The sequence below is a fragment of the Amycolatopsis sp. SID8362 genome, assembly GCF_010550475.1.
Classification (GTDB): domain Bacteria; phylum Actinomycetota; class Actinomycetes; order Mycobacteriales; family Pseudonocardiaceae; genus Amycolatopsis; species Amycolatopsis eburnea.
Genome location: NZ_JAAGNB010001434.1, coordinates 1 through 10,879, shown reverse-complemented (window position 1 = coordinate 10,879; position 10,879 = coordinate 1). Strand labels below are relative to the sequence as shown.

Here is a 10,879-nt window from a genome sequence, read left to right as displayed (position 1 = left end):
TCACCCGGCTCGGCCGGGCGGTCGCCGCCGCGGGGCGGCTCCGGCGGCAATCCTGGTCGCCAGTCGCCGGGCTCGGCCGAACGCTCACCACCGCGAGGCGCCTCCGACGCCAGACCTGACCGCCGGTCCCCCGGCTCCGCCGGACGATCACCACCGCGGTTCTCCCGCAGCTCGATGCGCTGGTCCCAGGGCTGCTGGGGCTCTTCCGGCCGCTGCTCTTCACGGCGCTGGGCGTCAGCGCGCTTCAGCTGCTCTTCGCGGCGCTGCTGTTCCTCCCGCCACAACTGCAGTTCCTCACGCCACTGCTGTTGCGGCTCCTCACGGCGTTCCTGCTGTTCAGCGGGCCAGACGTCGCGCTCGACCGGCACGACGGGCGCCTGCTCGGGCTGCTTGACCTCGATGAACTGCGTGCTCTCCGCGACCGGCGGCGTGGCCCGGATGTACTCGGTGCCCGCGTCGGCCGGCCGTTTCGGCTCCCGGCTGCCGAGCCGGTCGGCGAGGTCCTGCTTGGCGGGCGGTGGCGGGGGCGGCGGCTCCTCGGCCGGCACGTTGAGCCCGGGGACCGGCTCGGGCGCGACGTTCGGCGCGAACCACGACCCCTTCGGGGCGTCGCTGCCTGTGACCTTCGGCACGCCGGACCCCTCCGGGGGCTTCGCCGGCGGGTCGGGCAGGGACATCGGGGTGGTCTTCCGCGCGCCCGACGACGAGCGGTCTTCGTCCGACGAAGGCCACATCGGCTGGTCGTTTTCCGGCACCCACCACTCCTTCTCACCTGCCCCGGAAGGGGCCAAGGTCACATGCCGCGTGGCCGACATCCGTGCGGACCCGCGGCAGGGCGTAGTCCACACTAGGAGACGTCAAGACAGTCATGAAGGTTGCCGCCCGCGACGGGCGGGCACGCCCGGATCTATAAAGAAGCAGCGAGGACGCCGTGGAGTTCGACGTCACGATCGAAATCCCCAAAGGGGAGCGCAACAAGTACGAGGTCGACCACAAGACCGGCCGCATCAAGCTGGACCGGACCCTGTTCACGGCCACGCAGTACCCGGCCGACTACGGCTTCATCGACGACACCCTCGGCCAGGACGGCGACCCGCTCGACGTGCTCGTCCTCGTCCAGGAGCCGACGTTCCCGGGCTGCCTGATCCGCTGCCGCGCGATCGGCATGTTCCGGATGACCGACGAGAAGGGCCCGGACGACAAGGTCCTCGCGGTCCCGACGAACGACCCGCGCCTGGAGCACCTGCGCGACATCCACCACCTGAACGAGTTCCACAAGCTGGAGATCCAGCACTTCTTCGAGGTCTACAAGGACCTCGAGCCCGGCAAGAGCGTCGAAGGCTCGTCCTGGGTCGGCCGCACCGAGGCCGAGAGCGAGATCGCCCGCTCGTACGAGCGCGAGACCGACCGCCTGGCCAAGGAAGAGGCCAACGGCGGCCACTGAGCCCGTGAAAAGGCCCCCTCGGGAGATCCCGAGGGGGCCTTTTCACGCGGTCAGTGCGCCAGGGCGAGGGCGGGAGCGTCCGCTTCGGCCTCCGCGCGCTGCTCCATCGCGGACTTGTCCGAGAGCGGCTTCTCCTTGAGGAACCACACCAGCGCGAACCCGACGGTCAGCACGATCCCGCCGACCAGGAACACCGTGCTCATCGACTCGGCGAAGCCCTGCAGGATCGGCCGGGCCAGCGTCGGGTCGAGCGTGGACAGGAACGACGTGTCGTTGACGTCCAGGGCGCCGCTCTTCATCTGCTGCGCGAACGCGGGGTTCTGGGCCAGCGCCGACACGTAGGCCGGGCTGGTCAGCGCCGAGCGGATGGCGTTCGCGATCCGGTCGCCGACCGTGCCGAACAGGATCGACAGGAACACCGCGGTGCCCGCCGTGCCGCCGATCTGCCGGAAGAACGTCGCCGCCGAGGTGGCGACGCCGATGTCCTGCGGGCGGACGTCGTTGGTCGCGGCCAGCACCAGCGTCTGCATCGAGGCGCCGAGGCCGAGGCCGATCACGAAGGCGATCACCATGACCAGCGCCAGCGAGCTGTCGACGGTGATGGTCGAGAGCGCGAACAGCGCCGCGGCCATCAGGCCGATCCCGGCCACCGCGAACATCTTGTAGCGCCCGGTCTTCGAGATGATCCGGCCGCTGGTCATGCTCGCGGACATGATGCCCAGCGTCAGCGGCAGCATCTGCAGGCCGGCCTGGGTCGGCGTCGCGCCCTTGACGATCTGCAGGTACAGCGGCAGCGACATCATCGCGCCGAACATCCCGGCGCCCTGCACGACGGTGACCAGCGTCGACATCCGGAACACCGGCCGGTTGAACAGCCGCAGCGGCAGCAGCGCGGCGTCGCCCATCCGGCGTTCGATCCAGACGAACGCGGTCACGCCCAGCGCGCCGACGACGTACAGCGCGATCGACGCGGCGGAACCCCAGCCCCACTCGCGGCCCTGCTCGGCGACGATCAGCAGCGGCACCAGGCCGGTGGCCAGCGCGACGGCACCCCAGTAGTCGACCTTCTGGTCCACGCGGGTGTGCGGGAGGTTCAGCACCTTGGTGACGACGACCAGCGCGGCCAGCGCGATCGGGACGTTGACCAGGAAGACCCAGCGCCAGCCGGTGATGCCGGCGAAGGTGTCGATGCCGGCGAAGAACCCGCCGACGACCGGCCCGGCGACGCTCGAGATGCCGAACACCGCCATGAAGTACCCCTGGTACTTGCTGCGCTCGCGCGGCGCGGTGATGTCGGTGATGATCGCCAGCGCCAGCGACATCAGGCCACCGGCACCGAGGCCCTGGAACGCGCGGAACGCGGCGAGCTCGTACATCGACGTGGCCATGCCGCTGGCCAGCGAGCCGACCAGGAACAGCGAGATCGCCGTCAGGTACATGGGCTTGCGGCCGTAGAGGTCGGACAGCTTGCCGTACAGCGGCGTCGAGAGCGTCGCGGTGATCAGGTACGCCGTGGTGGCCCAGGCCTGCAGGGACAGGCCGTGCAGCTCGTCGGCGATGGTGCGCATCGAGGACGAAACGATCGTCTGGTCGAGTGCGGCGAGGAACATGCCGAGCATCAGCCCGGACAGGACGGTCAGGATCTGGCGGTGGGTCAGTTTGCCGTTCGTAGCGGCTGCTCCTTCCGCCGTGGTGGTGTCGCTCATGGTGGTCTCCCTCGGGAAGTCTCCGCGTAGTTGCTTGTACCCCTCAACTACTTGCCTCGACCAAGTATTCCCCAGAAGCTTGTATGGTGCAATCAACTTTCCGGTGACCCCGGACACGCCGAAGGGCGGCACTTTCCCTACGAAAGTGCCGCCCTTCGGTGGAGCGTCAGGCGGAGTAGCCCGGGATGGGGAACGGCGTCAGGAACTCGCGGATCTCCGCGGCGATCGTGTCGAGCGAGGAGTCGTCGTCGGCCGCGGCCGCCGTCACCGTGCGGTCGATCCAGTCGGCCACCTGGGGCTGGTGCTCCGGCTTGAGGCCGCGGGTGGTGATCGCGGACGTGCCGAGCCGGATGCCGGACGGGTCGAACGGCTTGCGCGGGTCGAACGGGACCGTGTTGTAGTTCAGCTCGATGCCCGCGCGGTCGAGGGCCTTCGCCGCCGGCTTGCCCGCGACCGCCTTGTTCGTCAGGTCGATCAGCAGCAGGTGGTTGTCCGTGCCGCCGGAGACCAGGTCGTAGCCCTTCGCCAGCAAGGCGTCCGCGAGCGCGCGGGCGTTGGCGACGATCGTGTGCGCGTACTCGCTGAACGACGGCTGCTGCGCCTCGCCGAGCGCGACCGCGATGGCCGCCGTCGTGTGGTCGTGCGGGCCGCCCTGCAGGCCGGGGAACACCGCTTTGTCGACGGCTTTGGCGTGCTCGGCGTCGGACAGGATCATCGCGCCGCGCGGGCCGCGCAGGGTCTTGTGCGTGGTCGTCGTGATGACCTGCGCGTGCCCGACCGGCGACGGGTGCGCGCCACCCGCGACGAGCCCGGCGATGTGCGCGATGTCGGCGACGAGCACCGCGCCGACCTCCGCGGCGATCTCGGCGAACGCCGGGAAGTCGATCGTGCGCGGGATCGCCGTGCCACCGCAGAAGATCAGCTTCGGCCGGTGCTCGCGGGCGAGGTCGCGGACCTGGTCGAGGTCGACGCGGCCGGTTTCCTTCGCGACGCCGTAGCGCACCGGCGTGAACCACTTGCCGGTGGCGGACACGCCCCAGCCGTGGGTGAGGTGGCCGCCGTCGGGCAGGCCCATGCCGAGCACGGTGTCGCCGGGCTCGGCGAACGCGAGGTAGACCGCGAGGTTCGCCGGGGAGCCGGAATACGGCTGGACGTTCGCGTGGTCCGCGCCGAACACCGCCTTCGCCCGGTCGATCGCGAGCTGCTCGACCTGGTCGATGAACTGCTGGCCCTCGTAGTACCGCTTGCCCGCGTAGCCCTCGGAGTACTTGTTGGTGAGCACGCTGCCGGTCGCTTCGAGGACGGCCTGCGAGACGTAGTTCTCCGACGCGATCAGGCGGATCTTGTCGTGCTGGCGCTTCGCTTCGTCCTCGACCAGCCCGGCGATCTGCGGGTCGGCGGCGGTCAGCGCGTTCAGTGCTGGCTGGTGTGTCATGGCGTACTCCGGCTCTGGAGTGGCCTTCACCCAGGCGCGCGGTGCCGGCCTCGTCGTCGCTTCCCGGTGGTGCTCCACCTCGATGGCGCCAGTCGCTGCTGCGCGTAAGAGCCTAGTCCGTGCCCACCCACCTCAGTCCACTACCGCGACCCCCATGGACCGGGCGGTGCCCGCGATCGTGCGCATCGCTGCTTCGACGTCGGACGTGTTCAGGTCCGGCAGCTTGCGCTCGGCGATCTCGCGAAGCTGCTGCGTCGTGAGCTTACCGGCGACCTCGTGGCCCGGCCGCGCGGAACCCTTGTCCCCCAACGCCTTCTTGATGAGGAACGACGTCGGCGGCGTCTTGAGCCGCAGCGCGAACGAGCGGTCCTCGAACACCGAGACGACGACCGGCACGATGTCGCCTCGCTGCGCTGCCGTCGAGGCGTCGTAGGCCTTCTTGACCTCGACGAGGTTGACCCCGGTCTGCCCCAGCATCTTGCCGAGGTCGACGACCGGGGCGTTGCCCGCGGTGAGTTCCAGGGTGACCTGGTGGGTGAGTTTCTTCTTCGGAGCCATGCCCCGAAGCTAGAGTCTCCAGTTACTGGAGGGTCAAACCGGTTTTGTGCCCGCGCGGTGCCGGCGGGCCAGCTCCTGGTAGATCGCCGCGTTGTGCTCGACCCACATCCGCGCCGAGTCGGTCAGCGGGACGAACTTCTTCGCCGGGCTGCCCATCGCGATGACCTCGTCGGGCACCTCCGTCGCCGGCGTGACGGTGGCCCCGGCCGCGACCAGCGCCCGCGCGCCGATCTTGGCCTTGTCGAGCACCGTCGAGCCGTTGCCGATCAGCGCCTGCTCCCCGATCGTGCAGTCGTGCACCAGGCACTGGTGGCCCACGGTGACGTTCTTGCCGACCTCGCAGACGCCGTCGTTGACGTGGATCACCGAGTTGTCCTGGATGTTGGCGCCCTCGCGGATGACGATCCGGCCGAAGTCGGCCCGGATCACCGCGCCGAACCAGATCGAGGCGTCCTTTTCGACGACGACGTCGCCGATGAGGGTGGCGGTGGGGGCGATCCAGGCGTCCGGGTGGACCTGCGGGCTGAGCCCTTCGAACGAGAACAGAGGCATGCCCAGACCCTAAACCGCCCCGCGCGCCTCAGCCGGTGATCGCCGCGTTGATGATGATGTCGACAGCCTGGTCGTTGCGGGTCGTCTGCGGCCCGATCTGGGTGTCGCGCGGGTAGAAGCCCGGGCTGCTGCCCTTCGGGTACATCTCGAAGGTGAAGCTCCAGATCTTGTGCGTCGCCCACATCCAGTCGTTGACGCTGCCGTCGGTGATGTAGAGGTCGCTGGACTGCTGCGGCGTGTAGCCGTTGGTCGCGGCCATCTGCCTGCCGAGCGACTGGAACTTCTGCGCCTCGGCCGCGGTCAGGCCAGGCGCGGTGTCGGCGTAGGTGTAGCCGAAGGGCCAGAGCACCAGCTCGGAGTAGGTGTGGAAGTCGATGTGCGTCTTGATCTGCTGGACGCCGCCGACCACGCGGGAGTTCACCCAGTTCGAGACGGCACGGGTCTCGGGCGCGGAGAACGCCGCCGTGCCGCGGTAGGTCTCGCTGGACGTCGAGCCCGACGAGCCGCCGCAGCAGCCCCACTTGTAGCCCCAGTTGCGGTTGGTGTCGGTGCCGGGGCCCTGGCGGTTCTTGCGCCAGCTGTGGAACGTGCCGCCGGAGATGTCGTACTCGGAGCCGTCCGGGTTGACGCTCGGGACCACCCAGATCTCGGCGCTGTCGACGAGCCGCTTGATCGCGGGATCGGTGGCGTACCCGCTGGTCAGCCGCTGCACGATGCGGAGGCACATCTCGGTGGTGAGGTGCTCGCGCGCGTGCTGGTTGCAGGTGAAGAGGACCTCGGGCTCGTTCTCGTCGGTCCCGGCGTTGTCGCTGATCTTGAGCACCGACAGCGCGCGGCCCTCGTAGGAGGTGCCGACGCTGCCGAGCTTCGCCAGCGTCGGGTAGTTCGCGACGGCCTTCTGCAGCTCCGTCTGCGTCTCGGCGTACGTGTGGTAGCCGGTGTAGCCGGCCGGGAAGTCTTCGACGGTCTCGGTGCCCTGCGGCCGGTTCACCTTCCCGAGCGCCTTGACGCCGAAGCCGAGCGCGCGCAGCTGGGCCACCTCGCCGGGGTTGGCGATGATCGTCGTCGTCGCGCCTTCGACGTCGAGGATGTCCGCGCCGGTCCGCGCGACCTCGGTGCGCTGCTGGGCGGTGCCGGTGCCGGTCACCTCGTAGATCTGCGGTCCGGCGGGCTGGGCACCGGCTACGCCGCCGGTGGTGGTGAGCATCAAGAGGGCGGCCGCGGCCGCCGCCAGGCACGTTCGTGGGCGCATAGCGTCTCCTGCTCTCGGGGGTCTCTCGACCCTGGCCGGAGCCGGACGTAGTGCGCAATCCGTACGTCTACGGATCTATTGGGCGTTACTGGCCGTAGTTCGCGAAGCAGAGCGCCTCGATGTCGGCACGCAGCGTGGCGAACGGCCGAGGGCGCACCCGCTGCTGGACGACCGTGCCCAGCAGGTACGACAGCAGCGCCCGGGCGCGCGCCCGGGGGTCGTCGACGTCGAGCGGGGCGAGGAGCTCGGCGAGCAGTTCCGCGAGCGAGGTGAGCATGACGTCGATGGCCTGCGGGTGCTGCGCCCGGCCGGCGGCGATCCAGTACTCGAACCAGAGGAACGCCGCGTTCGGGTTGGCGGCGAAGACGCGCAGGTACTCCTCGAGCACGGCGAAGAGCCGTTGACGCGGTTCGTCGTGCTTCGCGGCCACTTCGCGCAGCCCCGCCGCGAAGGCGGTGATGTGCGCGGCCATCGCGCGGTCGATGAGGACGTCGATGTCGGCGAAGTAGTAGTGGATCGCGCTCTTGGTGAGCGGTCCGGCGTCCGCGATCGCCCGGACGGTGCACCCGGCGAGGCCGTCGCGGGCGAGCACCACGCGCGCGGCTTCGACGATCTGTTCCTGCTTGGCCAGCTGGTTGGGAGAGAGCCGGTCGCTGCGACCGGGGACTGCGCTCACGGTGATTCTCGTTACCTTCTTTCCGGACGACAGGCCCGAATCCTAGGGCAGACGTCCCGCGGGTGACCTTCGGGTGAAAAACCGGATTGGCCACCCCGGTCCGCGCGGCGGACAATGCGCGGCATGGTGATCTCAGGGGACAAGGGGCTCAGCCCGGCTGCGCGCAGCCAGCTGGAGAAGGAAATCGCGAACTTGCGCGCACAGCGGGAGGCCCTCGCGCCGCAACCCGGCGAGCAGGAGCGCACCGGCGACGCGGCGGACCAGGCGGACGTGATCGACCGTGCCGAAGCGGCCGCCCGGCTCGACCGCCAGATCGCCGACCTGGCCGCGAAGATGGAACACGGCGGCTACGGCAACGCCCAGCTCCCGGACGGCACCACGGTGACCCTCCGCTTCTCGGACGGCGACGAAGAGACCTTCCAGGTCGTCACGGTCCCCGGCGAGGACGCCGACGCGATCACCTCAGACAGCCCCCTCGGCCTGGCCCTGGTAGGCGCCAAATCCGGCGACGAGATCACCTACCGAACCCCCCGCGGCGACGCCAAGGCAACGGTCGTGAAACTGACCCCGCCGAAGTAAAGCCCCTCGCTCTTCCGAAGGCCCCCAGCCACAAGCCGGGGGCCTTCGCCATCTCCAACTTGACCCGACCGGGTGGTATCGCCAAACAATTTCGCAAGGTTCACGCCGAACGCAACCACGACGGGGGGCCGGGGGCGGAGCCCGCCGGACGGGGTGCGGGGCGGAGCCCCGCAAGACACGCGAGACAAGAAAACGGCCCCTGCCCTCGAGGGGCAGGGGCCATCAACCTTGTCGAGCCGCCTGGGGGAATCGAACCCCCGACCTATTCATTACGAGTGAATCGCTCTGGCCGACTGAGCTAAGGCGGCATGTCTCCGGCTCGCGCTGGCGACGGGAGCAAGTGTAGCGGAAGCTCGTGCCGTCACTTTCCGGGGGGACCGTCGTTAGGGCCCTATGACGCCGGTCTCACTCACCGGTCGACCTATCTGGAGGCTCTGGCACATGCGGCGAAGACTGCCCCGTTCGGTGGCCCTGCCGGCGGCCGCGGCGTTGTTGCTGTTCAGCGCGGCGCCGGCGAATGCCGATCCCACCTATCCGACGACGCCGATTCCGCAGCCGGCGAGTTCCGGGCAGGCGCCGATCTCGGCGCCGATCGGGCCGCAGCCGCTGGGGCAGGCCGTCGGGGATGCCGGGACCGCGCTCGGGATCGTCCGGTTGCTGCCCAATGCCGTGCCGACGAAGACGATCCTGCCCGGGTTCGGTGACACCTTGCCGAAGCAGTCGGCGCTCGAGGCGGGCATGGGCCTGTCGAGCGCGTCGGCGAACTCGGATGCCTACCTGAGCTACGAGAAGTCGATCGCGCAGGCGTCGCCGTTCGGGTTGTCGGTGGGCGGGAACGCGCCGCAGACGCCGGGCAGTGTCGTGCAGACCGCGTTGCCGGACAACCCGCAGCCGATCAGCGGTGGGCTGAACGGGCCGTCGAACCCGCTGCTCAACGTCGGGGTGCTGAACGGGAGCGCGCACGCGCGGTGGAGCCAGACGCTCGGTCCGTGCGTCGACACCATCGCCGACGCGAGCACGTCGGTGGCGAGCCTGTCGCTGCTGAATGTCATCCCGTCGATGCCGAACCTGGGGCTGGACGCGCTGAAGCCGAAGCTCGACCCGGGTTCGCTGGCGAGCGGGTTCGATCTGACCAAGGGCCTGCAGAGCCTCGGTGGCCTGCTGCAGGGCGGCGGGCAGACCGCGGCGAACGGCACCGGCTCGCTGCTGAGCCTGCCGAACACGCTGTCGTCGCGCTCGCAGGTCAAGCTGGTCGACATCCCGGGGTCGAAGAACAAGGCCGTGCAGTCGACGTCGACGCTGCAGGGCGCGGACATCGAGATCCTCAAGGGCACGCCGCTGGCGCTGAGCATCAAGGTGGCCAGCCAGCCGACGCTCAAGGTGACCTCGACCGGCGACGCCAAGACGTCCAAAGTGGACTACACCGCGCCGGTGCTGACCATCGCGGCGGGCGGCAAGACGCTGTACACGCTGGACGCCGCGCACCCGACCAAGGACATCCCGATCGGGCTGCCGCTGAAGGGACTGAGCGACCAGTTCGGGCAGGTCGACGACATCCCGGTGGTCGGCGGGCTGGTCTCCACGCTCACCAAGGGTCTCCAGCAGGTCGGCAACACCACGGGCACCGTGCTCGACCTCGGCGTGCTGCGGCTGAGCATCGCCGGGCTGGACCAGAAGTCCGCGAACATGACCACGCCGTTCAAGGGCTACCAGCTGGGCGCGTCGGCGCGGATGTTCGACCTGCAGCTGCTGCCGACGACCAAGCTCAAGAGCCTGCTGCCGGACGACCAGGCCAAGAACCTGCCGTCCTCGCTGGCCCAGCTGTCGCTCGGGGAGCAGATCGCGCGGGCGTACGCGCCGACCGGCGGTGTCGTCTGCGGGTCGACGTCGACGCCGCCCGCGGGTGGCCAGGCGCCGAAGGGGCCGGTGAAGAACCTCGCCTACACCGGGGGCGCGTACGACACCGTGCCGCTGTTCTGGTGGGGCACCGCGATGCTGCTGCTGGGCGTCGTGATGGTGGCCGCGATGCCGGGGACGCGCCGTCGCCCGCTGGCCGTCGCCGTCGAGGAGAAGCCGTTCAAGCCGTCGCCGCGGCCGCGCGAGTGACGCGAAGGCAGTGAAGGAACCCCGCCGGGAGCTTTCCCGGCGGGGTTCTTCGCGTTTCAGCCCTGGCGCAGCGTCGTGACCATCGCCTCGACGGCGATGCGCGGCTTGACGTTCAGGTCGATCGCCTCGCGGCACTCCAGCACCGCTTCGAGGCGGCGGAGCGTCGATTCCGGCGTCCACGCCGAAGCCGCTTCGCGGATCTGGTCCGCGTGGTCCGGGTGGTTGAGCGTCGCGCCGGAGCGGGTGGCCGTCACCAGGACGTCGCGGTAGAACCCGGCGAGGTCGACCAGCGCCAGGTCGAGCGTGTCGCGCTGGGTCCGGGTGGCGCGGGACTTCTGCTTCTTCTCGAGCTGCTTGACCGCGGCTTCGGCGGCCCGCTTGGCGCCGGCGACGCCCTTGCCGACGCCGTCGCCGCCCATCGCCGTCCGCAGCTCGTTGCGTTCGTCCTCGTCGCGGCCCTTGCTCGCCTCGCCCGCGTCTGCCTCGGCCGCGCTGATCAGCTGGTCGGCGCAGGTGAAGACGTCGCCGGGGCGGCGCAGGCCCAGCGGGATCCGCAGCACGGTGGCCCGGC

The 10,879-nt window shown here is 69.9% G+C and carries 9 protein-coding genes, 1 tRNA gene and 2 pseudogenes; 3 read left to right on the top strand and 9 right to left on the bottom strand.

Translation table 11 applies throughout. From position 1 onward, the window contains the following. Window positions 1–755 (bottom strand): annotated as a pseudogene (locus G3I65_RS44295) (D-alanyl-D-alanine carboxypeptidase/D-alanyl-D-alanine-endopeptidase); the annotation flags it as partial. Between the two features lie 176 nt (window positions 756–931). On the opposite strand from G3I65_RS44295, the gene G3I65_RS44290 reads away from it, so the two are divergent. Beyond that, window positions 932–1,444, top strand: a complete 513-nt coding sequence (locus G3I65_RS44290; protein ID WP_160701409.1) for an inorganic diphosphatase — start codon at window positions 932–934, stop codon at window positions 1,442–1,444. 50 nt (window positions 1,445–1,494) lie between these two features. Here the strand turns inward: G3I65_RS44290 and G3I65_RS44285 are convergent, their stop codons facing one another. From G3I65_RS44285 to G3I65_RS44260, 6 genes are all read right to left on the bottom strand, one after another. Next, window positions 1,495–3,150 carry an MDR family MFS transporter gene (locus tag G3I65_RS44285; protein ID WP_160701408.1) on the bottom strand — a complete coding sequence of 552 codons (1,656 nt, stop codon included), beginning with the start codon at window positions 3,148–3,150 and terminating at the stop codon, window positions 1,495–1,497. 166 nt (window positions 3,151–3,316) lie between these two features. Then, entirely contained in the window at window positions 3,317–4,585 is a 1,269-nt protein-coding gene (gene glyA, locus G3I65_RS44280; RefSeq protein ID WP_125308273.1) for a serine hydroxymethyltransferase, read from the bottom strand. Between the two features lie 132 nt (window positions 4,586–4,717). Continuing rightward, window positions 4,718–5,143, bottom strand: a complete 426-nt coding sequence (rplK, locus tag G3I65_RS44275; RefSeq protein ID WP_160701407.1) for a 50S ribosomal protein L11 — start codon at window positions 5,141–5,143, stop codon at window positions 4,718–4,720. A 33-nt stretch (window positions 5,144–5,176) separates the two neighbouring features. Beyond that, window positions 5,177–5,695: a gamma carbonic anhydrase family protein gene (locus G3I65_RS44270; RefSeq protein WP_086853334.1), complete on the bottom strand. Its 519-nt coding sequence runs from the start codon at window positions 5,693–5,695 to the stop codon at window positions 5,177–5,179. Between the two features lie 28 nt (window positions 5,696–5,723). Continuing rightward, complete coding sequence (locus G3I65_RS44265) at window positions 5,724–6,929, bottom strand: M14 family metallopeptidase (RefSeq protein ID WP_160701411.1); 1,206 nt, start codon at window positions 6,927–6,929, stop codon at window positions 5,724–5,726. A 103-nt stretch (window positions 6,930–7,032) separates the two neighbouring features. Continuing rightward, on the bottom strand, window positions 7,033–7,623 hold the full coding sequence (locus G3I65_RS44260; RefSeq protein WP_125308278.1) for a TetR/AcrR family transcriptional regulator: 591 nt from the start codon (window positions 7,621–7,623) through the stop codon (window positions 7,033–7,035). Window positions 7,624–7,746: 123 nt separating this feature from the next. On the opposite strand from G3I65_RS44260, the gene G3I65_RS44255 reads away from it, so the two are divergent. Next, window positions 7,747–8,202 carry a GreA/GreB family elongation factor gene (locus G3I65_RS44255; protein ID WP_160701406.1) on the top strand — a complete coding sequence of 152 codons (456 nt, stop codon included), beginning with the start codon at window positions 7,747–7,749 and terminating at the stop codon, window positions 8,200–8,202. Between the two features lie 234 nt (window positions 8,203–8,436). Here G3I65_RS44255 and G3I65_RS44250 read toward each other — a convergent pair. After that, window positions 8,437–8,510: transfer RNA gene (locus G3I65_RS44250), tRNA-Thr, on the bottom strand. A gap of 133 nt (window positions 8,511–8,643) precedes the next feature. Here G3I65_RS44250 and G3I65_RS44245 point away from each other — a divergent pair. Beyond that, complete coding sequence (locus tag G3I65_RS44245; protein ID WP_203612677.1) at window positions 8,644–10,308, top strand: hypothetical protein; 1,665 nt, start codon at window positions 8,644–8,646, stop codon at window positions 10,306–10,308. A 56-nt stretch (window positions 10,309–10,364) separates the two neighbouring features. Here G3I65_RS44245 and G3I65_RS44240 read toward each other — a convergent pair. Then, window positions 10,365–10,879 (bottom strand): annotated as a pseudogene (locus G3I65_RS44240) (DNA polymerase III subunit delta'); the annotation flags it as partial.

Bases quoted from the DNA above. Each gene is read 5' to 3' on its own strand.
- G3I65_RS44285 (WP_160701408.1), bottom strand. From the start codon at position 3,150: ATGAGCGACACCACCACGGCGGAAGGAGCAGCCGCTACGAACGGCAAA.
- glyA (WP_125308273.1), bottom strand. From the start codon at position 4,585: ATGACACACCAGCCAGCACTGAACGCGCTGACCGCCGCCGACCCGCAG.
- rplK (WP_160701407.1), bottom strand. From the start codon at position 5,143: ATGGCTCCGAAGAAGAAACTCACCCACCAGGTCACCCTGGAACTCACC.
- G3I65_RS44270 (WP_086853334.1), bottom strand. From the start codon at position 5,695: ATGCCTCTGTTCTCGTTCGAAGGGCTCAGCCCGCAGGTCCACCCGGAC.
- G3I65_RS44255 (WP_160701406.1), top strand. From the start codon at position 7,747: ATGGTGATCTCAGGGGACAAGGGGCTCAGCCCGGCTGCGCGCAGCCAG.
- G3I65_RS44245 (WP_203612677.1), top strand. From the start codon at position 8,644: ATGCGGCGAAGACTGCCCCGTTCGGTGGCCCTGCCGGCGGCCGCGGCG.